21 protein-coding genes are annotated in these 25,215 nt (G+C 71.9%); 10 read left to right on the top strand and 11 right to left on the bottom strand.

Annotated features, from left to right (window positions below):
• Positions 1–1,215 precede the first annotated feature (1,215 nt).
• Positions 1,216–2,739, top strand: a complete 1,524-nt coding sequence (locus Srubr_RS26330; RefSeq protein WP_189997428.1) for an NHL domain-containing protein — start codon at positions 1,216–1,218, stop codon at positions 2,737–2,739.
• A gap of 61 nt (positions 2,740–2,800) precedes the next feature.
• Here the strand turns inward: Srubr_RS26330 and Srubr_RS26325 are convergent, their stop codons facing one another.
• Together Srubr_RS26325 and Srubr_RS26320 are read right to left on the bottom strand one after the other, a co-directional pair.
• Complete coding sequence (locus tag Srubr_RS26325) at positions 2,801–3,307, bottom strand: hypothetical protein (RefSeq protein WP_189997427.1); 507 nt, start codon at positions 3,305–3,307, stop codon at positions 2,801–2,803.
• Positions 3,308–3,350: 43 nt separating this feature from the next.
• On the bottom strand, positions 3,351–4,445 hold the full coding sequence (locus tag Srubr_RS26320; RefSeq protein ID WP_189997426.1) for a hypothetical protein: 1,095 nt from the start codon (positions 4,443–4,445) through the stop codon (positions 3,351–3,353).
• 399 nt (positions 4,446–4,844) lie between these two features.
• On the opposite strand from Srubr_RS26320, the gene Srubr_RS26315 reads away from it, so the two are divergent.
• Together Srubr_RS26315 and Srubr_RS26310 are read left to right on the top strand one after the other, a co-directional pair.
• On the top strand, positions 4,845–5,564 hold the full coding sequence (locus Srubr_RS26315) for a hypothetical protein (RefSeq protein ID WP_189997425.1): 720 nt from the start codon (positions 4,845–4,847) through the stop codon (positions 5,562–5,564).
• Positions 5,565–5,631: 67 nt separating this feature from the next.
• Positions 5,632–7,470 carry an FG-GAP-like repeat-containing protein gene (locus Srubr_RS26310; protein WP_189997424.1) on the top strand — a complete coding sequence of 613 codons (1,839 nt, stop codon included), beginning with the start codon at positions 5,632–5,634 and terminating at the stop codon, positions 7,468–7,470.
• A gap of 391 nt (positions 7,471–7,861) precedes the next feature.
• On the opposite strand, the gene Srubr_RS26305 is transcribed toward Srubr_RS26310, so the two are convergent.
• The 4 genes from Srubr_RS26305 to Srubr_RS26290 all read right to left on the bottom strand — a co-directional run bounded on the left by Srubr_RS26305 (position 7,862) and on the right by Srubr_RS26290 (position 11,992).
• Positions 7,862–8,281 (bottom strand): SRPBCC family protein, encoded by a 420-nt coding sequence (locus tag Srubr_RS26305; RefSeq protein WP_189997423.1) that lies wholly within the window; start codon positions 8,279–8,281, stop codon positions 7,862–7,864.
• A gap of 45 nt (positions 8,282–8,326) precedes the next feature.
• The gene (locus tag Srubr_RS26300) at positions 8,327–9,337 is read right to left on the bottom strand and encodes an aldo/keto reductase (RefSeq protein ID WP_189997422.1); all 1,011 of its coding nucleotides are present in this window, start codon (positions 9,335–9,337) and stop codon (positions 8,327–8,329) included.
• A 449-nt stretch (positions 9,338–9,786) separates the two neighbouring features.
• Positions 9,787–10,356, bottom strand: coding sequence for a hypothetical protein (locus Srubr_RS26295; RefSeq protein ID WP_189997421.1), 570 nt, complete (start codon positions 10,354–10,356; stop codon positions 9,787–9,789).
• Positions 10,357–10,720: 364 nt separating this feature from the next.
• Positions 10,721–11,992 carry a serpin family protein gene (locus Srubr_RS26290; RefSeq protein WP_373313585.1) on the bottom strand — a complete coding sequence of 424 codons (1,272 nt, stop codon included), beginning with the start codon at positions 11,990–11,992 and terminating at the stop codon, positions 10,721–10,723.
• Between the two features lie 292 nt (positions 11,993–12,284).
• On the opposite strand from Srubr_RS26290, the gene Srubr_RS26285 reads away from it, so the two are divergent.
• The 6 genes from Srubr_RS26285 to Srubr_RS26260 all read left to right on the top strand — a co-directional run bounded on the left by Srubr_RS26285 (position 12,285) and on the right by Srubr_RS26260 (position 19,050).
• Entirely contained in the window at positions 12,285–13,364 is a 1,080-nt protein-coding gene (locus tag Srubr_RS26285) for a DUF4190 domain-containing protein (protein WP_229926821.1), read from the top strand.
• Between the two features lie 162 nt (positions 13,365–13,526).
• Complete coding sequence (locus Srubr_RS26280) at positions 13,527–14,279, top strand: GntR family transcriptional regulator (RefSeq protein WP_189997419.1); 753 nt, start codon at positions 13,527–13,529, stop codon at positions 14,277–14,279.
• Positions 14,280–14,755: 476 nt separating this feature from the next.
• The gene (locus tag Srubr_RS26275; RefSeq protein ID WP_189997418.1) at positions 14,756–14,947 is read left to right on the top strand and encodes an SPOR domain-containing protein; all 192 of its coding nucleotides are present in this window, start codon (positions 14,756–14,758) and stop codon (positions 14,945–14,947) included.
• Between the two features lie 30 nt (positions 14,948–14,977).
• Positions 14,978–15,412, top strand: a complete 435-nt coding sequence (locus tag Srubr_RS26270) for a (deoxy)nucleoside triphosphate pyrophosphohydrolase (protein ID WP_189997417.1) — start codon at positions 14,978–14,980, stop codon at positions 15,410–15,412.
• A 318-nt stretch (positions 15,413–15,730) separates the two neighbouring features.
• The gene (locus Srubr_RS26265; protein WP_189997416.1) at positions 15,731–16,192 is read left to right on the top strand and encodes an ATP-binding protein; all 462 of its coding nucleotides are present in this window, start codon (positions 15,731–15,733) and stop codon (positions 16,190–16,192) included.
• Between the two features lie 269 nt (positions 16,193–16,461).
• Complete coding sequence (locus tag Srubr_RS26260; protein WP_189997415.1) at positions 16,462–19,050, top strand: SpoIIE family protein phosphatase; 2,589 nt, start codon at positions 16,462–16,464, stop codon at positions 19,048–19,050.
• 183 nt (positions 19,051–19,233) lie between these two features.
• Here Srubr_RS26260 and Srubr_RS26255 read toward each other — a convergent pair whose 3' ends face one another.
• Entirely contained in the window at positions 19,234–19,584 is a 351-nt protein-coding gene (locus Srubr_RS26255; protein ID WP_189997414.1) for a hypothetical protein, read from the bottom strand.
• Positions 19,585–19,679: 95 nt separating this feature from the next.
• Between Srubr_RS26255 and Srubr_RS26250 the strand changes: the two genes are divergently transcribed.
• Positions 19,680–21,116, top strand: coding sequence for a glycoside hydrolase family 18 protein (locus tag Srubr_RS26250; RefSeq protein WP_373313588.1), 1,437 nt, complete (start codon positions 19,680–19,682; stop codon positions 21,114–21,116).
• Here the strand turns inward: Srubr_RS26250 and Srubr_RS26245 are convergent.
• From Srubr_RS26245 to Srubr_RS26230, 4 genes are read right to left on the bottom strand one after another with little or no spacing between them, the layout of a single operon-like run.
• Entirely contained in the window at positions 21,094–21,867 is a 774-nt protein-coding gene (locus Srubr_RS26245) for a succinate dehydrogenase/fumarate reductase iron-sulfur subunit (RefSeq protein ID WP_189997413.1), read from the bottom strand. The genes Srubr_RS26250 and Srubr_RS26245 overlap by 23 nt on opposite strands.
• Positions 21,864–23,870, bottom strand: coding sequence for a fumarate reductase/succinate dehydrogenase flavoprotein subunit (locus Srubr_RS26240; RefSeq protein ID WP_189997412.1), 2,007 nt, complete (start codon positions 23,868–23,870; stop codon positions 21,864–21,866). Before Srubr_RS26240 ends, Srubr_RS26245 begins: the two co-directional genes overlap by 4 nt.
• On the bottom strand, positions 23,870–24,691 hold the full coding sequence (locus Srubr_RS26235) for a hypothetical protein (RefSeq protein WP_189997411.1): 822 nt from the start codon (positions 24,689–24,691) through the stop codon (positions 23,870–23,872). Before Srubr_RS26235 ends, Srubr_RS26240 begins: the two co-directional genes overlap by 1 nt.
• 25 nt (positions 24,692–24,716) lie before the next feature.
• Positions 24,717–25,007, bottom strand: a complete 291-nt coding sequence (locus Srubr_RS26230; RefSeq protein WP_189997410.1) for a hypothetical protein — start codon at positions 25,005–25,007, stop codon at positions 24,717–24,719.
• Positions 25,008–25,215: the final 208 nt, after the last annotated feature.

Below are 25,215 nucleotides of genomic sequence, written 5' to 3'. Positions count from 1 at the left end.
GCACCGCGGCCCGCCGGTGCGGACGCGTATCGAGGACGGGCGACGGCGGGGTGTCAGGGCACTGCCGCGCCGCCGGTGCAGCCACCAAAAGCGAGCGACCTCGACCCAAGATCACTGTCCGCGGCGCAACCGGCACGGAGGCGCGCGGTTCCTCCCCCAATCAGCGGACGGCGCACCGAGAGGGGCGGCTGCTGCCCGGCCTCGTCGACGTCTTCACTGTGCGCAGTGCCTGTGTCTGTCTGGACACCTGGACCGCGGTACCGCCGTGGCCCTGCCGGAGAGCGCACGGCGGGGCGTCGCACCGGCACCGAACTGCGTGATGGTGACATCGTCGTCGCCGGCAAGGCCGTTTTCGTCGCGGAGAAGCGGTACGTCGACCTGCCGACGTCACCCCGGCCCCGAGGCCCTGGCTCTGTCCGCCAAGACGGGCAAGCCCGCCGAGATCGTGCGGCTGATCCTCGACTCCTCCAGAGCACTTCCTGGCCACAGAGAGGGGGGCCGATCACCGCCCGCCACACGCTCGGCTACCAGCTCACCTCCGCGGGGATCGACCGGGCCGGTGCCGAAGGCGCTCCCGAGCCGACCTGGCTGACGGGGGCGGTTTTCGAAGAGAACCGGCCATTCTCGCCGCACTGGCCAGGTACTGAGGCGCGGCACTCGGGGCCGAGTGCGGAAATCACCCTGAAGGGTGGTGTGAGTGACACGAACGGGTGACGGAAGCTCTCAGGGCAGTCCGGGACCACCTCACGGTTGGTGGACTCGCCGCTGCCAGGTTTTCGTCACCCGCACGGGACTCCGAGAACGGGGAAGCTTATGACGGTCCTGCCCATCGGGGTGCAACAGATCGCCTCCGCGTCCGCGGGCGGCAGCGAACCTGGTGGCTCGACGCGCTGTGCCTGTACTAGAGGCCGCATTGATTCGTCAGGTGTGGTGCGTTTATTCGGTCACCGGGTGCCGCGACGCGGCACTGTGCCCGGTGATCGGTCCTGACGGTCTCCCGGCCGCTTCACGCCCCGGCCGACCGACCGTGGCCATTGCCGCCCTGCTCTCTTGAATGCCCTGTAGTGCGGCAAGGGGGGCGGCCTGCTCAAGGAGCCACAGTTGGCTGTGGTGCCTTGTCCACGTGCTTCACACCATCTTGCGGCCCAGCACTTATGTGAGGTTCGGACCCAATTGAGAGCCGCCTGTAGTGGGCGGTCGGTGAAGGGATGAACGATGAGCACTGCCCCCGCAGCCACGAACGACGAGAATTCCGTGCCGCCGATCAGTACGGTCGCGGGGACCGGAGTCGCGGGGTTCAAGGGAGACGGCGAGGCCGCCGTTTCCGCTCAGTTGCACCGCCCGTACGGGGTCGCGGTGGACGGTACGGGAACCTTGTACTTCTCCGATTACAACAACCACCGGATCCGGAAGATCACCACCGACGGGAAGATCGGCACGGTCGCGGGGAACGGAACCGCGGGTTTCAGCGGCGACGGCGGCCCCGCGACCGCCGCCCAGCTGAACTGCCCGCGCGGGGTGGCCGTGGACAGCACGGGCACCCTCTACATCGCCGACGGCACCAACCATCGGGTCCGGAAGGTCACGCCCGATGGGAAGATCAGTACGGTCGCGGGGAACGGAACCGCGGGGTTCGGCGGCGACGGCGGTCCCGCGACCGCCGCCCGGCTGAACCTCCCCCTGGCCGTAGCGGTGGACAGCGCCGGAGTCCTCTACATCACCGAGTACCACAACCATCGGGTCCGGAAGGTCACGCCCGATGGGAAGATCAGTACGGTCGCGGGGAACGGAACCGCGGGGTTCGGCGGCGACGGCGGTCCCGCGACCGCCGCCCGGCTGAACCTTCCGTACGGAGTGGTGGTGGGCGGCGAGGGCGAGCTCTATATCGCCGAGTACGGCAATCACCGGGTCCGGAAGGTCGCGGCCGACGGCACGATCAGTACGGTCGCGGGCACTGGTACCGCGGGGTTCGGTGGTGACGGCGGCCCGGCCGCTTCGGCCCAGTTGAACAACCCTCTGGGTGTGGCGGTGGACAGTGCCGGCGCCCTCTATATCGCCGAGTACGGCAATCACCGGGTCCGGAAGGTCGCGCTCGACGGCACGATCAGTACGGTCGCGGGCACTGGTACCGCGGGGTTCGGTGGTGACGGCGGCCCGGCCGCTTCGGCCCAGTTGAACAACCCTCTGGGTGTGGCGGTGGACTGCGTCGACGCGCTCTACATCGCCGACTACAACAATCACCGGGTCCGGAAGGTCGCGTCGGTGAAGTTGGCCGGGCTGCCGGATGCGGGCACGGTCGTCTCCTGGGCCAATGTCCGCAGCAGGCTGCGGATGGGGGTCCACCAGGAGTCGACCAAGGACGGGGCCGAGGTCCACCAGGTCCTGGCCGTCCCGAGGGATCACCAGCGGTGGCGGCTGATCCCGACGGGCCAGCACGACGGTGCGGTGCTGTACCGGATCGAGAACGTGCGCAGCGGCAAGGTCCTGGAGGTCGCCGGCGCACAGGAGAGGGCGGGTGCGGTGGTCGCGCAACGGGCCTATGAAGGCGTCGACGCACACCACCAGCACTGGCGGCTGATCCCGGTCGGCTCCGCGACCGACACACCTCGGGTGTTCGAGATCGCCAACCACAACAGCGGTCTGCTGCTGAGGGTCGACACCAACGCCCGCACACCGGTCAAGCAGCACGGGTCGGAGGGTGACCACCGGGGCCGGCAGTGGCAGTTGCTTCCCGTATGACGCGCGAGAGGGGGGAGGAGGAGCGATCCGCTTCCTCCTCCCCCCTCTCACAAGCCCGTCTCTACTCGGACCGGGACGGCTTCTCCGCAGCCGCCTTGGGCGCCTTGGGCGCTTCCGGGGCCTTGGGCGTCTCGGGAGTCTTGGGGGCCTTCGCGTAGTCGCTCTTCTTCGGCTTGCTCTCCAGGTCCTCGTCCTTCTGGAGGTCGCCGTGCTCCTTCACCGTCGTGCTCGCTTCCTGCATTCCGGCGGACGCTGCCTTGGTGACCGAGCCGGGATCCTGGTTGTACCGGGCCTGTGCGTCGGCTGACGCCTGGGTGGTCTGGACGAAGGAGCCGAGGAAGCCCAGGACGGCCCGTGCTTCGGGCGACGTCTCCTGTACGACCTTCGCACGGGAGGAGGCCCCGTGGATCGCGTTGTTGAACAGGCTGCTGCTCGTGTCGTCGTACGTACCGTCGTCGGCGTCCTCGAAGTCGATGTCCGCACCGGGCTGTGGTTTGGAGCTGTCGGTGGTCACGGAGAAGAGCCCGGCGCTCTTGCCCGCGGAGTTGAAGATGTTGTCGAACACCATGGTCGTCACCTCTGGTCGTCGTCGTGGCGGTGGTGCCTCGCGGTCAGGGCTGCTTGTAGGGCGTCTGCTGCCTGAGGGTCAGGCTTTCGACGTCGAGCATGGTGTGGTCGACCTCCAGAGCGGAGACGACCTCGGCCAGTCCCTTCATGCGGAAGCCGCCGGGTGCCAGATCGATGTCGCCGATGTCACGGGCGACCACCTGGTCGAGACCGGGGTAGTTCCCGGGCTGTGGAGGGGACAGGACCGCCACCGGCACGGCGTACTGCACCGCGATCAGGCCGGAGAAGGTCACGGGGATCTCGTAGGTGTACTGCTTGCGGGTGCGCCGCTGCGTGACGAGGGTCTGCACGCGGGAGTTCGCCGGCACCGTGCCCGAGATCTGCGACTTCGAGGCCCAGCTGGTGGTCAGGGAACCCCCGACGGTGGCCGCGATGCCCAGAGCCAGCGATGCGTTGAGCGACGCGTTGCCGGTGGCGCTGCCCGACGTCGTGAACCCCACCGAGTTGGTCATTCCGTTCGTCGAGGAGTTCGTCGCCGAGCTGCTCGCGGACGTCTCGCTGGTGTTGGCGTTGTCGACCCCGATGTTGTCCTTGCTGTTTTTGTTGGTCACCGTGTTCGCGTTCTTGTTCGCCGTCCCGTTCTGGCACGACGCCTGGAGCTGGGACTGGAGGTCCAGCCGGAGTTGGTTCTGCAACTGCAGCTGGAGCGAGGCACCGATGCTGCCGCCGAAGGTGAGCTTGGCGTCCCCGTGGAGCGACCACGTGACCCCGTTCGAAACGGTGAAATCGACCGAATCGGTGAAGGTCATGTCGGACTGGCTGCGGTTGACGTAGGAACGCGAGGAGAACGTGTCGGGCGGGGGCTGGCCGATGTCGCCCCGCTCCTCGATCAGCGGCTCCCCGAGAGTCATGTAGGCGAGCCAGCCCCGCTCGAACGCGGTCCCGGAGAATGTGCCGAAGCTCGACTTGTTCACCGAGAACCCGACGGGTTTGTGTTTTACGCCGTTGTTGTCGACATAGACCAGATTGGGGTGGTTCAGGACAACCTGCCAGGTCTGCTCGATATCGAGTTCCCGCAGGTTCTTCTTCGTCAGCGGCTGGCGCTTGGCGCGTTCCAGGATGTACGCGGTGGAAGGCATTCCCCGTCCTCGACTGATTCCGGCCGAACCATGCCGGGTGAAATGGAAGCAGGTATCTGCGCGCGGTCTGACAATCGAAGCTAGCACGGGCTCGATTCACCGGTACGGCGTCTTCCCTTATCCCGCTCAATCGGGTGATGAGTGTTCCATTGCGATACTCAACTCGTCGCTCGATACGGTAACTTGAGATTCGGTCGGCCACTCGGTCGGCGGCATCCGGACGCCCTGTCCGGGAATCTCGCGACCTCGGATGTCTGCCGTAGATGAGACCTGACTCATTTTAGCCTTCACGTTTCCGGTGAAGGCTGCCAAGCCCGGCGGGAATTCCATGTGGCAGGCCATGGCGCTGAGTGTCCGACGCGTTTTTTCTCCACTTCCAGAACAGGTGAGGTTTCCGCGATGTACACCCAAGAACGCACGGCGATGACGAACCTGGTGGTCGGCGGTCCGGTCGCGGTGAACAGTTATGACAACGCGATCGTGGCGGCGTTGGTCGAGAACCGGCCGGTCATGCTGGTCCACGCCTTCAACGGCGGCTACCTGCGGCCCGTCGAACTGAAGGAGGAGAGTCACGACAAGGGGGTCCAGTTGGCGACCGCACTCGATTCGGCCACCAAGGAGGCGAAGGGCCACCTCTGGCACATCACCCCCGCCGGCTTCTTCGGGCAGCGACCGCTGTACTTCATCGAGAGCGCCGCGGGTCAGGTGACGCCCAAGCCGCCTGCCGCGGGGCAGGCCGACGCCGGGCGCGGCGACGACGGCACGCCCAAGCCGCGGCGCAGGCGCATCACCGTCCACCGGGACGCGCCCAAGAGCACGTGCGACACCGTTCAGGTGGGTCTGCCGGACAAGGTCGGGGACAACTGGCGCGGGAAGAACGGCGCGCCCGAGGACACCCAGCTCTGGGTCGTCACGGTGACGCCATGGGGCGGCATCACCTTCGTGCCGATCACCCACCCCGACGCCATCCTCGGATTCAAGGACCACGCGGTGACGGCCAACGGCGAGGTACGGGTCACCTACAACTGGGGCGGGGACTTCACCGGCACGGTGATCAACACCTTCTACCCGCGGCTGCCCAACGAGTGGGACGTCCCGTACCACCACGTCTTCACGTGATCCGCGGCCACCAGCCCGCCGCACCCGTCCCGAGCCAACGCCCCCACCGCCTGGAAGAGGCATCACGATGCCCGTGCCCACGGAAGAACTGAAACTTCACATCGTCAACGCCGCCACCGGTAAAACCCTCGGTGCCAGGGCCGCGCCGAGCACGGACGGGGCGCTCGTCGTCCGCGACTTCCCCGACGAGGGCCCGCGCCCGGAACAGTGGCAGCTCACGCCCGTGCAGGGCGGGCAAGCAGAAGCGGACCAGACCTACGTGATCCGCAACGCGGCCAACGGCAAGGTCTTCGACAACCCCGCCGCCGCGGACCACGGCGTCCGCCAGTGGGACGCCACCGCCGGACGGAAGGGCCAGCAGTGGCACGTCGTCCCCGTCGTGGGCGAAGCGGGCCTGTTCTTCATCGAGGCCGCCACCGGCGGGACCGTTCTCGACCTCGCCGACCCCGGCGCGGAGGAAGCCCGTGTCGTCCTGCGCGAGTACGACGACAACTCGGAAAGCCAGCGGTGGCGGTTCGTCACGTCCGCTCCCGAGCGGACCAGCGATCCCGTGCTGCGCTGGGCGCCCCTGAGCCACTGGAACGGCCGCCGGTCCTGGCGGCTGGCCCGCTCGGCCGCGCTGCGGCCGGCACCCGACGCGACGCCGTCCTTCAGCGACATGCTGCTGGTCCTCGAACGGTTCGGGAGCGACCAGGGCGCCGGCGGGTGGAACAGCGACGGGCCCAGTCCCTCGCCCGGTGGGCGAACGGGCTGGTGGGCCGGGCTCGGTGCGCGGTTTCTCGCCGACACCTCCGGAACAGGACGGGCGGACATCGTCGGGCTCAAACCCGGGAAGGGGGCTGTGACCTCGTCCGGCAGGGGCGACGGTACCTTCGACGACGAAGAGCGCGTTCTGCACCCCTCCGCGCCCTCCTCGAACCCGGCGGACTTGTGGACCCTCGTGGACATGACGGGAGACGGCAGGCCCGATGTCGTCGTGCTCGCCTCCGATGGCGTCCGGGTGTCCGCCCGGGACCAGACGGGAGCGTTCGCGCCGGCCGGCGGCAAGCAGGTGCTCAAGGCGTTCGGGCACGGCCAGCAGGCCGGCGGCTGGCTGGCCGACAAGCATCCCCGTTTCCTCGTGGACACCACCGGTGACGGACGTGTCGACATCGTCGGCTGTCACGATGACGGTGTGTGGATCTCGCTCCAGGACGAGGACGGCACGTTCGCACCGCTCGCCGGCCAACCGGTGCTCAGGGCGTTCGGGCACGGCGAGAAGGCGGGTGGCTGGCTGGCCGACAAGCATCCCCGTTTCCTCGTGGACACCACCGGTGACGGACGTGTCGACATCGTCGGCTGTCACGATGACGGTGTGTGGATCTCGCTCCAGGACGAGGACGGCACGTTCGCCGAGCCCTTGTACATCCTCGACGACTTCGGCGTCGACCAAGGATGGGTCTCGGCCGAGGAGCACCCCCGCTTCCTGCTCGCGACCACCGATGGCGGGGCGGCGGACATCGTCGGCTTCGGCCCGCAGGGCGTCGTCGTCGCACGCGGGCGCGGTGACGGCACGTTCGAGCCCGCCCGCCTCGTCCTGAACGACTTCGGGCACGTCCAGGGATGGACGAGCGAGAAGCACCTCCGCTTCCTCGCCGACGTCACCGGCGACGGCACCCCGGACATCGTCGGCTTCGGTGACGAGGGAGTCTGGGTGTCGCACAACCGCGGCGACGGCCGGTTCGAGCACGCCCAGCTGGTGTGCCGAGGGTTCGGGTACAACGACGACGCCGGCGCCTGGCGAGTCGACCGCCACCCCCGGTTCCTCGCCGACATCACCGGTGACGGACGTGTCGACATCGTCGGCTTCGGCGGTCCGGGGGTCTACGTGGCCCGGAACCTCTACCGCCGCTTCCGCACCCGATAACCCTTACGGCCTTCTGCCGTGACTCCATCAGACGGTCCGGTGGGCACGGGCGGCGCAGCGCCGGTACGCGCTCGGCCGTGTACCCGCCGACCGGCTGTGGAGGTACGCCCGGAGCCGGTTCCGGCCGGCGCCGCCGGCCGCCCGGGACTTCTCCGGGGGCCGCACGGGGGCGGGCGGACCGGAGCGAAGGACGGCCCCGGCGGACCGATGCCGCGCCGAGGCGTCGCCTGCGGTGCGCTGTCCGCGCGAGCACGCGGTCCGAGGGTCCGTCCTGGCGCGCGCTCGTGGGAGCGCGTTCCGTCTGCTCGCTGCGGTGTGGCTACGGGCCGCAGCCCGGGCACGCGTGGGGCGTGGCCGGGCTGCGTGGCTGGGCTCCGTGGCGGCCCCGGTGTCAGGCGGCGAGGGCCTTGTGGAGGGCGTCGAGGCCGTCGCGATAGATACCGGTGAACAGGTCGACGACCTCGTCCTCGGTGGCGCCGTCCGGGTTGAAGCGGCCGGACCACTGGACCTCGGCGATGTCCTCCCGGCCGGGGACCGCGTGGACGCGGATGGTGGAGACGTAGCCGTTGACGGGGAACGGGGCCTGGAGGATGGCGTAGCTGTAGTGGCGCTCGGCCTCGTTGAAGGCCATGAGGCGCTCGATGATGACCTCGCCCTCGGGGTTCGTCAGCCGGCGTACCCGGCCGCCTTCGAGCGCGGTGCTCTCGGGGATGTAGGGAAGCCAGTCGGGCAGTGCGTCGAAGCCGCCTATGAGGCTCCAGACCTTTTCGGGCGAGGCGGGGACTGTGCGGCTGACGGACGTCGAAGCCATGGTCTTGCTCCTGGGTCTTGCCGTGGGGGGGGGGTGGGTGCGTGGTCAGGCGGCGTCGGGCAGCGGGGCGGCGGGGCTGACCAGGCCGGCTGCGCGCAGGTCGTGCCAGAAGGCGGCCGGGATGTTCTCGTTCAGGGCGGAGAGGTCCTCGGCGATCCGGCTCGGGCGGGTGGCGCCCGGGATGACCGCGGCGGTCACCGGGTGGGCGAGGGAGAACTGCAGGGCGGCGGCCTTGATGCTGATGCCGTGCTTCTCGGCGAGGGCCTTCAGACGGGAGACCTTCTCGATGATCTCCGGCGGGGCCTGCTGGTACTCGAAGTGGCTGCCGCCGGCGAGGATGCCGGAGCTGTAGGGGCCGCCGACGACCATCTCGACGCCCTGCTCCCGGGCCATGGGCAGCAGGCGCTGGAGTGCGTGCTCGTGGTCGAGGAGGGTGTAGCGGCCGGCGAGGAGGAAGCCGTCGGGCCGTGGCTCGTCCAGGGCGAGGGTCAGCTCGATGGGCTCGGTCTTGTTGACGCCCAGGCCCCACGCCTTGATGACGCCCTCGTCGCGCAGGCGGGACAGGACGCGGAAGGCTCCGGTGCGAGCCTCCTCGAACTTCTGGATCCAGGCGTCGCCGTGGAAGTCCTGGGCGATGTCGTGCACCCAGACGATGTCGAGCCGGTCGATGCCCAGGCGCTTGAGGCTGCCCTCGATGGAGCGCTCGGTGGCCTCGGCGGTCCACTCGTGGAGGATCTTGTTGGGGTTGCCGTGCTCGAAGAGGCCGCCCTTCTCGCCGAAGTCGGGGACGTCGGTCTCGATCTCGTCGAGGATGACGCGGCCGACCTTGGTGGACAGCACGTAGGAGTCGCGGGGCTTGGTCGACAGGACCTGGCCCAGGCGTTCCTCGGCGAGGCCGGCGCCGTAGAAGGGGGCGGTGTCGTAGTAGCGGATGCCCTGGTCCCAGGCGGCCTCGACGGTGGCGCGGGCCTCGTCGTCGGGGATCGCGCGGAACATGTTGCCCAGCGGGGCGGTGCCGAAGCCGAGGCGGCCGGGGAGGAGGTTCTTCAGCGACATGGTGGTGCCTTTTCGATCAGTTTTCGATCAGTGTCTCCGCGCCGGGGGTTTCCCTGGCACGGGCCGGGTGAGGTGTCGTCTGTGGACAGGCGCCTCGCGAGCTGCCGGCTCTGCCGAGGGGGCCGCGGGCACTCGGTGCACTGCCGCGCTCCGCTGAGCCGGACGCACGCCCCAGGTAATTGCAGACGCGCTTTGTTGTCAACGACGATAATTGCATGCGCGGGGTAATGCAAGTGGTGGTCCTGTGGCGCCGCGAACGGCGGAGGCCGACGATTCTTCGGCGCGGCGCCGGAGCTCGAACCTCAGCGGGTCCCCATCGGGCTATCGCCTGAGCCCGGGCGCCGCGCGTGTCCAGGGCTCTTGCCGCGTACTGCCGTGCCATTCGGCCATGAAGTTGCTCGATCAGGGGCTCAACCGCCCTTGGAAGTCCAGGCCCCCTTGTGGTGGGGTCACCGGGCCGGTCGGAGGGTGTGGGGGCGGGTCAGTGGGGTGAGGGCGGTCATGAGGACGAGGGCTGCCAGGGGGAGCAGGTCGAGGTTGATGGTGATCAGGAGGAAGAACATGAACGCCAGCGCCGGGCTCCAGACCGGGAGCCGTCTGGGGCGGGTGGTCACCAGCAAGATCATGAGGGTGAGCAGGCCCCCTTCGAAGGCCAGGGGGCCTGCCAGCTCCAGTGGGGCGGGGAGTGGGGCCGTGTCGGAGAGGGTGGGGAACAGGTCGCCCAGGATCACCCACACGAAGCAGGCCGCGCCGAACAAGCCCGCCGCCGTCGCGGCGCCGGCTGCCGTTCTCCTCCGGGCCGTGGAGGCGGGGACCAAGGCGCGTAGTTCCCACACCAAGGCACCTAGCAGGAGGAACGCGGCCAGGAAGCATAAGTGGCCGGCGTTCCAGGCCGGTCCTGGGCCGTGGTGGCCGTCCATGCCGTCGATCAGGCGCAGCACGCCGTACGACAGCAGGAGGAGGGGGACGAGGGTGCAGCACAGTCGGGACAGCCGGGACGCGGTGGGTGCCGAGGTCATGTGTCCACGGTCCCGGTCCGGGGCGCGTACGGGTATCCGGACCGTCCCCCAGCGGTCCCTGGCAGGTCCCTTAGGGGTTGAGCGGGTGGGGCGCCGGGATGCTCGGGGGTGCGCGGGCGCGGGGCCGATGGGTGCCCTCTTCCGTGGGTGGCCTTCTCGGGGTGGCGGGGGCGGTCCCCCTCCGGCGGGTGTGCTCCTCGGTGGTCCGAGCCGGTCCTCCGGTCCTCCGGCCTACCGGCCCACGCGCAGGGCGCTTCGGCGTACTGGCCCACGCGCAGGGCTCCGGCGTACCGGCCCACGCGCAGGGCTCTCCGGCGTACCGGCCCGCCCGCCGGGCCCCGGCGCACCGGCCCTCCGGTAGCACTCAGAGAGTCGGCGGAATGCCCGAATCCGGGTCCAGGTCCAGGTCCGGATCCAGGCCCGGACTCAGGTCCAGGTCCAGGCCCAGGCCCGTCGCCGGGTACGGGGCCGGGTCCGTGACCCAGCCCGCCGCCAGCACCAGGCGGGAGTCGCGGTCGGCGGCGAGGAAGCCGAACGGGCGGTCGAAGGCGACCCGGACGACCGTGGTCTCGTAGCGGAACTCCGGAAGGCCGCCCGGCGTCATCGTCACCGCCGTCACCGCCGCCGCCCGGAAGCCCAGCGCGCCGAACTGGGCCACCGCCGACTGCCGGGCCTCGCCGACGGCCAGCGGTCGGTCGCTCACCCCCGGGAAGTGCCCGGTCCTGGCGTCCAGCGCCGTGGTGAGCCCGAACAGGTTGGACAGGGCGAGCAGATCGTGGTCGGCGCGGACCTCGTACGCCACCGTCCGCACGTCCAGCGTCCTCGGCTCCGGTGTGACGGCCGGCTCCTGCTCCACATGCAGGCCGGGGCCGACATGCCCGTGCGGCAGGGCGCCGCCCGCGGTCAGCGGCAGGCTCCGCTCCACGATGCCGACCCCGGCCGCCAGCACCTGGCCCGGTGTCATCCGCTCCTCGCCGAGGACGAGATGGACGTCGACGCCGTTGTCCCCGGGCACCGTCAGCGCGGTGACGAAACCGTCCGGGGTGCCCGTGACCCCCACCCGGTCCGGTCGCACGCTGCGCCGGTGCAGTCCGCGCAGGGTACGGCCCTGCCAGGGCCCGGCATCCGGCATGAACGGCGTTTCCGTGAACGGCTGGCGCCACCGGGTGTGCAGCGCCAGCGCGCTCGCCAGCACCATCCGGGAGTCGCGGGTCAGTGTCACCGGCATCCGCTCGACCAGTCCGCCGGTCCGCTCGGCCGCCCACGCGTCCAGCCGCTCCTGCGCGGTGACCAGGTCGTCCCCGAACCGGCCGTGGGCGCCGGCGGGCAGCCCGGCCCGCCACTCCTCGCGCAGCGCCAGCCCGTGGTGCGTCCACAGGCCGAGCGCCGCGTCCAGCCCGGACACCGACGCGAGCCCCGCCAGCAACTCCCGCGCGGCCCCGGCCGCCCGATCGGCCGGTACCCCCAGGGCGCCGGCCAGCTCCGCGCGCGCCGGGCCCGCGGCGCCGTCGGCCAGGAAGGCCAGCAGGGGCCACACGCCCGGCGCCGAGAACACCGTCCCCCCGGACAGGGCCTGCGCCCAGCGGGTCGTCAGTCCGTTGACCCGCCGGACCGTCTCCTCGGCCACCCCGCTCACTCGTGTCCCTCCCGGCCCGCCCTGCTCATTCCCACCCGGCCCCCTCGTCCCGTGCCCGTCCGGGGCCGTGTTCCGCCCCCGTACGGGCCCCGCTTACCATGCGGCCAGTCGTACGTCAGTCCAGCCGCCGGCCGGCCGCCGGTCCTGTGCTGCCGCCGCCCGACCCAGGAGCACGGTACCGGTGTCCATACCCCCGCCTTCCGGCCCCCACCAGCCAGAAGGGTCCGTTCCGCCGCCCCAGGGGCCGTACGGCCCGCCGGATCGTCCCCGGTCTCCGGGCGTTCCCCCGGGGGTGCCCGCGTATCAGCCGTGGACCCAGGGCTACCGCCCGTACAACGCCCCGGCGCCGGTCAACGGTCTCGCCATCGCCTCCCTGGTGCTCGGGGTGCTGTGCTTCCTGCCCGGCGCGGGGCTGGTGCTCGGACTGACCGGGCTGCGGCAGATCCGCCGGCGCGGCGAGCGCGGCACCGGGCTGGCCGTGGGCGGCGCGGTGCTGTCCGGGGTGGGACTGCTGCTCTGGGCGCTGCTGTTCGCCACGGGCGGTGCCTCGGCCCTGTGGCACGGAATCAGAGAGGGCGCACGCGACGGCGCCACCGTCTCGCTGACGGAAGGCCAGTGCTTCAACGCGCCGGGCGGTGCGCTGACCGGTGTGACCTACGACGTGGACACGGTGCCGTGCACCGGCGCGCACGACGGTGAGGCCTTCGCGTCGTTCCGGCTGCCGGGCGGCGGCCCGTACCCGGGGGACGACGTGGTCGCCGACACCGCCGACGAGCGCTGCCAGGCCCTGCGGGACGGTTACGCGATGGACGGCTGGGCCGTGCCGGCGTACGTCGAGGTGTACTTCCTGACACCGACCGAGGACAGCTGGGCCGCCGGGGACCGCGAGGTCACCTGCGTGTTCGGCCACACCGACGAGGGCGGCGACCTCACCGGTTCGCTGCGCAACGACGAGACCGACCTGGACGCCGACCAGGTCGCCTACCTGAAGGCCGCGCACGTGCTCAACGCGGCGCTGGAGACCGCCCCCGGCGAGGAGTACGTGGAGGACGACCTGCCGGGCCACAAGGCGTGGGCCGGCCGGGTGGCGGCCGCGCTCGGCGAGCAGGCCCGGATGCTGCGCGCGCACTCCTGGCCGGCCGACGCCGCCGGGCCGGTGGAGGCGCTCGCCGCCGGCCTGGACAAGGCGCGCGCGGAATGGACGAAGGCGGCCGGGGCCGGGGACGCGGACACCTTCTCCGCGCACTACGAGAACGGCCTGGACCTGATCGATCCGGTCCGCGCGGTCATCGTCCGGTCGGTCCTGGGGTTGTCCACCACCCCGCCCACGGCGGGGGACGACGGGGGAAGCGGCACCCGCATGCAGGTGTGAGCCGGTGCGGACCGAGGGCACCTATACGGGAGGAAAAGTGCCTGCGTAAAGGGCTGCCCGCCGCTACGTCATCACATCGAGTGATTCTCTGGCCTCTGCTTGCACCGCTGAACCCACGGTTGCCAGGCTGTTGCTGTCTGTACAACCTGAGGGGAGTGGCCAGTGGCTTTCGGTGAGCAGCCGGCGTATCTGCGTGTCGCGGGTGATCTCCGCAAGAAGATCGTCGACGGCTTGCTGCCGCCCCACACCCGGCTGCCCTCGCAGGCCCGCATCCGCGAGGAGTACGGCGTCTCGGACACGGTCGCGCTGGAGGCCCGCAAGGTGCTGATGGCCGAGGGGCTGGTCGAGGGCCGCTCCGGCTCGGGCACCTACGTGCGCGAGCGGCCCGTGCCCCGGCGGGTGGCCCGCTCCGGATACCGCCCGGCCGGCGGCGCCACCCCCTTCCGGCAGGAGCAGGCCGACACCTCGGTGCGCGGCACCTGGGAGTCCAGCAGCGAGCGGACCGAGGCCGGCGCTGCCGTCGCCGAGCGGCTCGCCATCCAGGTCGGCGACCGGGTCATGTGCACCCGGTACGTCTTCCGGGAGGCCGGCGAGCCGATGATGCTCTCCACCTCCTGGGAGCCCCTCGCGGTCACCGGCCGCACGCCCGTGATGCTGCCCGAGGAGGGCCCGCTCGGCGGGATGGGCGTGGTCGAGCGGATGCGGGCCATCGATGTCATCGTGGACAACGTCACCGAGGAGGTCGGCGCCCGCCCCGGCCTCGCCGAGGAACTGCACCTGCTCGGCGGGGTCCCCGGCCACGTGGTGCTGGTCGTCCAGCGCACCTACTTCGCCTCCGGCCGCCCGGTCGAGACCGCCGACGTGGTCATCCCGGCGGACCGCTACCGGGTCGCGTACCACCTGCCGGTGAAGTGACCTGGTCTTTGCCGGCTGTACCCCTGACATGGCCCGGTCCGGGCCGGGCCGTCCGGCTGCCTCGCCCGGTCCGGGCCCGCCCCGGCCTCGCCGAGGAACCGACCTCGTAGGGCGGTCCGAGCGGAACCCCGTGTTCCGCTCGGAGTGAGCTAGCGCACACCCCCGCGCGCCGCCGCCCCGGCCCGACGGCGCCCGCCGGTCGTCGCCGCCCTCGCCCGGGGTCCGGTGATCCGGCCGTCCGCCCAGGTGGGCGCCCGGTGGGCCCGGCGGAGCCGCGAGCCGGGGCGGTGGCATCTCCGGCGGCGCGTTCGGTCGTACGCGCCCCCTGACGTTCTGGCTGGTTGCGTACCTCTTTGTGAAAAGCCGTATGCGCAGCGTAAAGGTAGGGCGTACGCTCGGGCATATGCGGAGTGCGGTTTCCTTGTCCGCGGAAGGCGGGTGGAACGGTGCGGGAAGGGGCACGGGCGGTGGGGGCGATGAGTGAGGGGGCGGTTTCCCTGCCCTGGATCGTGATACGGCAGGACGACAACGGCAATCGCTACCGGGTCGGCCGGTACGCGACGCGCGCGGAGGCGCAGAAGACCGCCGACAGCCTCGGCGGCCAGGGCCGGGAACAGCTGTACTGGGTGGAGCGCATCGGCCAGAACGGGGACGGCGCGCAGAACTGACCGGGCGCGCGCTCCCGTAGGCTCCCCTCCATGACGCGCACGACTGCCCAGGTGGAACCGATCGTGGTGGTGGGAGCCGCCCTGTTCGACGGCGGCCGGCTGCTCGCCGCGCGCCGCAGTGCGCCCGCCGACCTGGCCGGGCGCTGGGAGCTGCCCGGCGGCAAGGTCGAGCCCGGTGAGCGGCCCGAGGACGCCTTGGTGCGCGAGCTGCGCGAGGAGCTGGGCGTCGACGCCGAGCCGGTCGAACGGGTGCCGGGGCAGTGGCCGCTGCGCACGCCGTACGTCCTGAAGGTGTGGACCGTCCGCCTGCGTCCCGGCTCGCCCGCGCCTCGGCCCCTCCAGGACCACGACGAGCTGCGCTGGCTCACCCCGGACCGGCTCTGGGAGGTCGACTGGCTGGACCAGGACGTCCCGGCGGTACGCGAGGTCGCCGCCCGCTGGAGCGAGAGCCACGCCGGCTCCTGACGAACGAGAGTCACGCCCCTTCCTGACGAAGCGGACGACCGCGCCCCGCCCCGGCCTCCGGGCTCCCGGGGCTCGCGGACCCACCTGGCTTTCGGGGTATCCGCGGGCTCCGCGTCCGAGCCGGCCCCTGGTTTCCCGCGGTCTTTCCGTCCGGGCGGGTCCGTGGGGCCCCGTGACCTCCGGGCCCGCCCGGCTTTCGGGATTTCTGTGACCCCTGTGCCCACCCACCCCCAGACCTCCGCGCCCCATGGAGCACCCCGTACGCCGTTCGTGCCACAGTGCGCCGTCCCTTGCGGTACCGCCCGCTGGATATCGGGTATGTCCCCATTAACCCCACGAAACCGGACATGGTGGGCTCCGCTGGCCTGGGAAGTGATCGGCGTGATCGACACCGATGGCGGCTGCGCCGAGTGGACCTTTCCCGCGGAGCCGGGCGCCGTGCGCTCCGCCCGCGCGGTGGTCCGGGGCCAGTTGCACGGCTGGGACCTGGACTCCGTCGCCGACCTCGCGGCGCTGCTCGTCAGCGAGCTGGTCACCAACTCGCTGCGGCACGCCACCGGCCCCATCGGCGTACGGCTGCTGCGCCCCGCCGCACTCGGCGACGCCCTGCGGGTGGAGGTCTCCGACCCGCTCCCCGACCCGCCGCGGGAACGCGCCGCCCAGCCCGAGGACGAGAGCGGACGCGGCCTCCAGCTGGTCGCCGGCTCCTCCCGCCGCTGGGGCACCCGGCCCGGGGCGAAGGGAAAGACGGTCTGGTTCGAGCTGGCGGTACCCGGGTAGCCGGGGCACCCACGGGGCACGGGGGTGTACGGCCGTCGACGTGCCGTACGACGCGCGCGCCGGGGGCGCACGTGGTTCGGCGGCCTGTGGTTCGGCGGTGTGTTCCCTGGTTAGAAGAGTGGAAGTGTTGTCACGGACCGGTCCGAAAAACATCTGGACCGACCTGTGATCGTGAACACCGTGTCCTGAGGCGCCGTAGTGCTGGATACTGCGGGCAGCCGCCCCCGGTGACCGGTGCCGGACGCGGTGAGCTGGAGGGGACGGTTCGCGTGAGCGAGATACCAGCGAAGGCCACGGAGTCCGAGGACCCGTCGGACGGCGCGAGGAGTCAGGCCGCACAGGCAGAGGCGGCGGCCGGCGACGCCATGTGGCAGAGCAGTCCGCCCGGTTCCATCTACGACTACATCCGGGTGGCGTCCTTCTCCATCAGCCCCGGCGGCCTCGTCGACCAGTGGAGCCTGCGCGCCGAGCAGCTGTTCGGCATCCCCGCCGACCGCGCCGTCGGCATGGACCCCATAGAGGCATTCGTCGATCCCGACCTGCGCGAGCGCGGCCAGCGGAAGATGGCCGAAATCCTCGACGGGCGCGAGTGGACCGGAGTGGTGCCGTTCCGGATGCCGGACCGGCCGGACGGCACCCGCGGCGAGGAGGGCCTGGCCGAGGTATACGTCATGCCGACGCGCACCGCCGAGGGCGAGAAGGCCGCCGTCTGCATCGTCGTGGACGTGCGCACCCTGCGCAGCATCGAGACCGACCTCGCCGCCTCGCAGGCGATATTCGGCCAGTCGCCCTTCGGTTTCCTGCTGATCGACACCGACCTGCGGGTCCGCCGCGCCAACGAGCGCTTCGCCTCCATCTTCGGCGGCACCCCCGACGACCACCGCGGCAAGGGCGTGCACGACTATCTGCCGCGCCCCGAGGCCGAGCGGGTCTCGGCCACCCTGCGGCGGGTGCTGGAGACCGGCGAGTCGATCACCGACATGCACGTCACCGGGTACGTGCCCGGCTCCGAGGAACGCCGGCACTGGTCCATCAACCTCTACCGCGTGCACAGCGGCAGCGGCCGGCCCATCGGCGTCGCCTGGCTCGGCACGGACATCACCGCCCGCCGGGCCGCCGCCCGCGAGGCCGCCGCCGCCCGCCGCAACCTCGCGCTGCTCAACGAGGCCGGCGCCCGCATCGGCAACTCCCTGGACCTGGAGACCACCGCCCGGGAACTCCTCGACGTGGTCGTCCCCGGCTTCTGCGACCTGGCCACCGTCGACCTCTACCAGGGCCTGCTGGCCGGCGACGAGACCCCGCCCGGCCACGCCGACGGCAGCGCGGAACTGCGCCGCGTCGCCTTCGCCAGCGCCGTCTCCGGCGCCCCCTTCAGCAGCGCGGGGAAGCCCGTCGACGTCGGCGCGGTCCACCACTTCCCGTTCCACTCGCCCTGCGCCGAGGCCCTGCGCACCGCCCGCCCGCAGCGGGTGCCCGCCGAGGAGGGGGGCCTGGTGCAGTCCACGCTGGCCGTGCCGATGGTCGCCCACGACACGGTCGTCGGACTCGCCCAGTTCGCCCGCACCAAGGGCAGCGAGCCGTTCGGCGACCGGGACCGGGACCTCGCCGTCGAACTGGCCGCGCGCGCCGCCGTCTGCATCGACAACGCGCGCCTGTACCGCCGGGAACACGAACGGGCGCTGATACTGCAACGGTCCCTGCTCCCGCCCGGCGACCCCGAGGCGTCCGGCCTGGACATCGCCTGCCGCTACCTGCCCGGCAACGCGGCCACCGAGGTGGGCGGCGACTGGTTCGACGTCATCGAACTGCCCGGCCACCGCACGGCGCTGGTCGTCGGCGACGTGATGGGCCGGGGCCTGCGGGCGGCCGTCGCGATGGGCGAACTGCGCACCGCCGTACGCACCCTGGCGCTGCTGGACCTGGAACCGGCGGAAGTGCTCTCCGCGCTGGACGAGATCGCCCGCGGCCTCGGCACGCCGGGCGGGGTCCAGCAGGCCACCCGCACGGCCCGGCAGCCCCGGGACGCCGACCTGTCCGAGGTGTACCTCGCGACCTGCGTCTACGCCGTCTACGACTCCGTCACCAGACGATGTACGTTCGCCAACGCGGGCCATCTGCCGCCGGTGCTGGTCGAGCCCGGCGAGCCGGCGCTGATGCTCGACGTGCCGCCGGGCATGCCGCTCGGCGTGGGCGGCGAGCCGTTCGAGGAGGTCGAGGTCGAACTGCCGGAGGGCGCGCTGCTCGCCCTGTACACGGACGGCCTGGTCGAGTCCCGGGACCATCCGCTGGACGAGGGCCTCCAGGCGTTCATCGGAGCGCTCACCGATCCCTGCCGACCGCTGGAGGACGTCTGCGACCACGTCCTCAGCACCCTGGACACCCACCACGGCGAGGACGACATCGCCCTGCTGATGGCCCGGGTGCAGGGGCTGCCCGCGGACTCCGTCGGGGACTGGACGCTGCCCCGCGAGCCGCGCAGCGTGGGCCGGGCCCGCGAGTACGCCCGGAACCGGCTGCAGTCCTGGGACCTGGAGCCGCTGATCGACACGACCGAGCTGCTGGTCAGCGAGCTGGTGACGAACGCCCTGCGGTACGGCGAGGGGGAGATACGGCTACGGCTGCTGCTGGACCGCACGCTGGTGTGCGAGGTCTGGGACTCCGGCCTGGTCCAGCCGCGCCGGAGACGCGCCCGGGACACCGACGAGGGGGGACGGGGCCTGCAACTGGTCGGGCTGCTCAGCGCGGCGTGGGGCTCACGGCGGACGCCGCGCGGCAAGACGGTGTGGTTCGAGCTGCCGTTGCCCGGCGGAGAGGGCGGCCTCACCGACCCGGCGGAGGCCCTGCTGAGCCTGTTCTGACACCGCCTGCGCCCCGGCCGCCCGCGGGCGGCCGGGGCGCCACCCCCCTGGCGTCCGGTGCCGGGCGGTCACGCGCGGGCCGCCGTAGGACACCGGGGCCCGCGACCGCGTCGGCGTACGGCGTGCCGTGGGCCCGGACGACCGGCTCGGCCGGCTTCCGCGCGGCGCCGCCCGGTCCTGCCGTCAGGTGTTCCGCGGGGCGGGCGCGGACGGGCGCGCGGTCCCCGGAGTCGTCCGGGTGCGGGCCCGCCGGGCGCGCCGCAGCCGGCCGTACCCGGCGAGGGCCACGGCCGCGACCCCGGCGACGAGCGGCAGTACGAGGTCGGCGGTCGGCGTCTCCTCCGGCCGCGACGGGGCGGAGCGCGCCGTAGTGCGGGCGTGAGCCGCGGGAACCGGACCGGGGGCCTGGACCGTCATCAGCGGCAACACCAGCCATACGGTCCCCGTCAGGAAGCCCAGCAGGGCATGCGCCACCCGTACCCGTATGTGCGCCGTGGCACGCCGGGGCCGGCCCCGGATCAGGAAGGACGTCACCTTTCGGAGCGTATGGGCGGCTCGGGGGCCCGGCGAGCGGGGCGGATACGGGCGGGGGACCGGCCACACGAGGGGGCGGAATGGGCGAGAGACGAATGAACGAGGCCCGGGGCGACGACGGCCACGCGGACGAGAACCCGGCCGGGCAGAAACCCGCGCCCGCCGCGCAAGCCCCCGAAAGCCGACCGCCCGGCCCGAACACGGACCACACCGGCACGACCACCCCGCCCCCGCCCCCACAGCCGAAGCCCACCCCGGACGCGGTCCCCGCCTCGGCCTCCGGCCCCGACTCGGACCTGAAGCGTGCCCAGGCGCCTGGGTCCGGCCCTGACCCGGACTCCCAGCCCGAGCCCGCCTCGGCCTCCGGCCCGCCCTCCGACCCCGCCCGGGCCCCCAAGCCCACCCCGGACACCGCTTCGGACCCCGACCCCGACCCCGCCTCCGACCCGGCCGCCATCCCCCCGACCCCACCGGCCCAAGACACCCCACCCGCCTCCCCCTCCCGCCCCCGCAAGCGCCGCATCCTTCGTCGTCTCCTGGGGGCCCTGCTCGCCCTCCTCCTGGTGCCGTTGCTCACCGCCGAGAGCGCGCTGTGGGTCAACTACACCGGTGATCCGGCGCCCGGCACCCGTACCCGGGGCCGGGACGCCCTCTGGCTGGGGCATGCCTGGGTGGACGGGCGGAAGACCGAGCGGGACGTGCGGGACCTCGCGCGGCGGCTGCGCGACACCGGTATCCGGGACCTTTACGTCCACTCCGGCCCTCTGGAGCACGACGGCACCCTGCCCGCGTCGGCGTACCGGAAGGCCCGCTGGTTCACCGCGGCCGTGCACCGGGAAATCCCCGGCGTCCGGGTGCAGGCATGGCTCGGCGACGTGCTGGCCACCGAGACCCCCGACGGACTGCGCCTGGAACGCGCGGCCACCCGGACCGCGATCCTCGCCTCCACCCGGGCCGTCCTCGACGCCGGGTTCCAGGGCGCGCACTTCGACCTGGAACCCCTGCACTCCGGCGACCGGAACTACCTCGCCCTCCTCGACGACCTGCGCGACCTCACCCACGCCCGGGGCGCGGTGCTGTCCGTCGCCGCCCACCAGATCGACCCGCTGCCCGCCTTCCACTCCTTCTGGGGCACGACCACCGGCCACCCCAAGTGGTGGTCGCAGGCGTACTTCGGGCAGGTGGCCCGCCGGGTGGACCAGATCGCCGTCATGTCGTACGACACCATGCAGCCGTCGCAGAGCCTGTACGGCGGCTATGTGGCCCAGCAGACCAGCCTGGCCCTGGAAGTCACCCCGGACGGCACCGACCTGCTGATGGGCCTGCCCTTCTACCACGAGAACCGGTTCGGCCACTGGGCGCACGCCGAGACGGTCCCGGCCGCCGTGCGCGGGGTCCGGCTCGGCCTGAGCCGTACCGACGCCGACCGTGCCCGCTTCGGCGTCGCCCTCTACGTCGACTTCGCGGCCACCGAGGCGGACTGGCGGGCGTACCGGGACGGCTGGGCGGCTACGCCCCCGACCGCCTCCTGATCTTCGAACCCAGCCACACCAGCGGGTCGTACTTGCGGTCCACGGCCCGCTCCTTCAGCGGGATCAGGGCGTTGTCGGTGATCTTGATGCCCTCGGGGCACACCTCCGTGCAGCACTTGGTGATGTTGCAGTAGCCCAGGCCGTGTTCGTCCTGCGCGGCGCGCCCGCGGTCCAGGCCGGCCCCGGCCGCCGCGTCCAGCGGGTGCATGTCGAGCTCGGCGACGCGCATCAGGAAGCGCGGGCCGGCGAACGCGCGCTTGTTCTCCTCGTGGTCGCGCACCACATGGCAGGTGTCCTGGCACAGGAAGCACTCGATGCACTTGCGGAACTCCTGCGAGCGGTCCACGTCCTCCTGGAACATGCGGTACTCGCCCGGCCCCAGCCCGGCCGGCGGCACGAAGGCCGGGACCTCCCGCGCCTTCTCGTAGTTGAAGCCGACGTCCGTCACCAGATCGCGGATCACCGGGAAGGCGCGCAGCGGGGTGATCGTGATCGTCTCGGCGCGGTCGAAGACCGACATCCGGGTCATGCACATCAGCCGCGGGCGGCCGTTGATCTCCGCCGAGCAGGAACCGCACTTGCCCGCCTTGCAGTTCCAGCGCACGGCCAGGTCGGGTGCCTGGGTGGCCTGGAGCCGGTGGACGATGTCCAGCACCACCTCGCCGTCGTTGACCTCGACGGTGAAGTCCTCCAGGCCGCCGCCCTCGGCGTCGCCCCGCCACACCTTGAAACGGGCCTCGTAGCCGCTCACTCGTACAGCTCCTCTTCGGCGAGGTACTTGACCAGCTCCTCCTTCTCGAAGAGGGCGAGCAGGTCCGGGCGGATGGGTTCGGTTCGCTCGCGGGCGAGCCGGATCTGCGCCCGCGCGGGGTCGGCCGCCGCGAGGGTGCCGGCGGGGTCGGCAAGGGAGCACAGCAGGTTCACGTTGCGCCAGGAGCGGTCCATCCCCGGGTGGTCCTCGCGGGTGTGCCCGCCGCGCGACTCGGTGCGCTCCAGCGCGGCCCGGGCCACGCACTCGCTGACCAGCAGCATGTTCCTGAGGTCCAGGGCGAGGTGCCAGCCGGGGTTGAACTGGCGGTGGCCCTCCACCCCGGCCCGGCGGGCCCGTACCCGCAGCTCGGCCAGTCTGCGCAGGGCCTGCTCCATCTCGTCCTCCCGGCGGATGATGCCGACGAGGTCGTTCATGGTCTGCTGGAGTTCCTGGTGCAGGGTGTACGGGTTCTCCGGCGCCCCCGCCTCGCCCCCGGCCCCGGCGGAACCCCCGGTCCCGGCAAAGCCGTCGGCCCCGGCGGAACCCCCGGCTTCCACGGCGGAGCCGCCGGCCCCGGCGGCGAACGGGCGCAGCGCCTCCGCCGCTGCCGTGTCCACCTGGGCCTCGTCCACCGGCGGGCGCCGGTCCGCGAGCCCCTGCGCGTACTCGGCCGCGTGCCGGCCCGCGCGGCGGCCGAACACCAGCAGGTCGGACAGCGAGTTGCCGCCCAGCCGGTTGGAGCCGTGCATGCCGCCCGCCACCTCGCCGGCCGCGTACAGCCCCGGCACCCCGCGCGCCGCCGCCGTGTCGGAGTCGACCGCGACCCCGCCCATCACGTAGTGGCAGGTCGGCCCGACCTCCATCGGCTCCGCCGTGATGTCGACGTCCGCCAGCTCCTTGAACTGGTGGTACATCGACGGCAGCCGGCGCCGGACCACCTCGGCGGGCATCCGGGTGGAGACGTCGAGGAACACCCCGCCGTGCGGGGAGCCCCGGCCCGCCTTCACCTCGGCGTTGATCGCGCGGGCCACCTCGTCGCGGGGGAGCAGTTCCGGCGGGCGGCGGTTGTGGTCCGGGTCCTCGTACCACCGGTCGGCCTCCTCCTCCGACTCGGCGTACTTGTCCTTGAAGACGTCCGGGACGTAGTCGAACATGAACCGCTTGCCCTCGGAGTTCCTGAGCACCCCGCCGTCCCCGCGCACCGACTCGGTGACCAGGATGCCCTTCACCGACGGCGGCCAGACCATGCCGGTCGGGTGGAACTGCACGAACTCCATGTTCACCAGGGGAGCGCCCGCCAGCAGCGCCAGCGCGTGGCCGTCCCCGGTGTACTCCCAGGAGTTGGAGGTGACCTTGAAGGACTTGCCGATGCCGCCGGTCGCCAGCACCACGGCCGGCGCCTGAAGCACCAGGAAGCGGCCGGTCTCGCGCTCGTAGCCGAAGACCCCCGAGACGCGCTCGCCGTCCTTGAGCACGCGGGTGACCGTGCACTCCTGGAAGACCTTCAGCCGGGACTCGTAGTCGCCGGTCTCCCGGTGGTCCTCCTGCTGGAGCGCGACGACCTTCTGCTGGAGGGTGCGGATCAGCTCCAGCCCGGTGCGGTCACCGACGTGCGCCAGCCGCGGGTACTCGTGGCCGCCGAAGTTGCGCTGGGAGATCCGCCCGTCCCGGGTCCGGTCGAACAGCGCCCCCCAGGTCTCCAGCTCCCACACCCGCTCCGGGGCCTCCCGGGCGTGCAGCTCGGCCATCCGCCACTGGTTCAGGAACTTGCCGCCGCGCATGGTGTCGCGGAAGTGGACCTGCCAGCTGTCGTTCTCGTTGGCGTTGGCCATCGCCGCCGCGATGCCGCCCTCGGCCATCACCGTGTGCGCCTTGCCGAACAGCGACTTGCAGATCACGGCCGTACGGGCGCCCCGCTCGCGGGCCTCGATCGCGGCCCGCAGCCCGGCGCCGCCGGCACCGACGACCACGACGTCCCACTGCTGCCGTTCCACCGCTGCCATCAGAAGAACCTCGGATCGTCGAAGACACCGGACGCGACCAGGTACACGTAGAAGTCGGCGAGCGCCACGCTCAGCAGCGAGGCCCAGGCCAGCTGCATGTGGCGGGCGTTGAGCCGCCCGACGAACTGCCAGGCCCGGTAGCGCGCCGGGTGCTTGGAGAAGTGCTTGAGCTTGCCGCCGACGATGTGCCGGCAGGAGTGGCAGGAGAGGGTGTACGCCCAGATCAGCACGATGTTGGCCAGGAACACCAGGGTGCCCAGGCCCATGTGCCCCCACCGGTAGTGCTCGTCCCGGAAGGCCAGCACGGTGTCGTAGGTGAGCACCCCGGCCACCAGCAGGGCGGCGTAGAAGAAGTACCGGTGGACGTTCTGCAGGATCAGCGGGAAGCGGGTCTCGCCGGTGTACGACCGGTGCGGCTCGGCCACCGCGCAGGCGGGCGGGGACGCCCAGAAGGCGCGGTAGTACGCCTTGCGGTAGTAGTAGCAGGTCAGGCGGAAGCCGAGCGGGAAGATCAGGATGATGATCGCGGGTGAGATGCCCCACCAGGCGCCGAACAGGTCGGCGTTGGGGCCGGCGCGCATGGCCCGGCAGTTCTCCGCCAGGCACGGCGAGTAGAACGGCGAGACGTACGGCGCCGCGTAGTAGTGCGCGTCGGCGAAGGCCCGCCAGGTCGAGTAGACGACGAAGGCGAGCAGACCGGCCGCGGTGCAGGCGGGGGCCAGCCACCAGCGGTCGGTCCGCAGGTGCGGGACGGTGATCGCGGCGCGTGTACCGGTGCGTACGCCGCCGCGCTGCTGGGGGGATTCCGTACCAGTGGCCAAGTCGGGACTCCGGTCGGTAGCGGGTTCAGGGGGCGCGGCGGTCGCGGGCGCCCAGGCCCTCGTCGTCCGAGTCCGTCCACAGGCTGATGTCGTAGGGCGCGTCGGAGATGGTGACGAGGTCGGGCCGGTGGGGCGCGGCCGGGGCGGTGGCGGTCTCCCGCAGCAGGGCCACGCTCTCGCGCAGGTGGGCGGCGTCCAGCCGGACCCGCCGTATCTCCAGGCCGCCGCGGCCCAGCTGGTGCTCCAGGCGGCTCAGCGACCGGTCGAGGTCGTCCAGACAGCGCTGGACGGCGGTGATGTCGTCGTGCACGGACATGACTTGCCCTCGCTTCCACGGGGACCGGCGGGCCATGGGCGGCAACGTTCATGCGCCTTGGAGTGTTGCGCCTCGGCCTGCCGCTGTGAAGGGATGTGCGGCGATTGGCCGGGGCGTACGGGTGCATCGCCCGGGCGGTATGCGCCGCATGGGTGGGCTTACCGGCCGTCGCCGCCGTGTCGCCCGCCGTTGCCGGATCCTTTCCTCT

Origin of the sequence: Streptomyces rubradiris (assembly GCF_016860525.1) — a bacterium.
Taxonomy (GTDB): Bacteria; Actinomycetota; Actinomycetes; order Streptomycetales; family Streptomycetaceae; genus Streptomyces; species Streptomyces rubradiris.
This window is presented reverse-complemented; position numbering and strand designations above follow the sequence as displayed.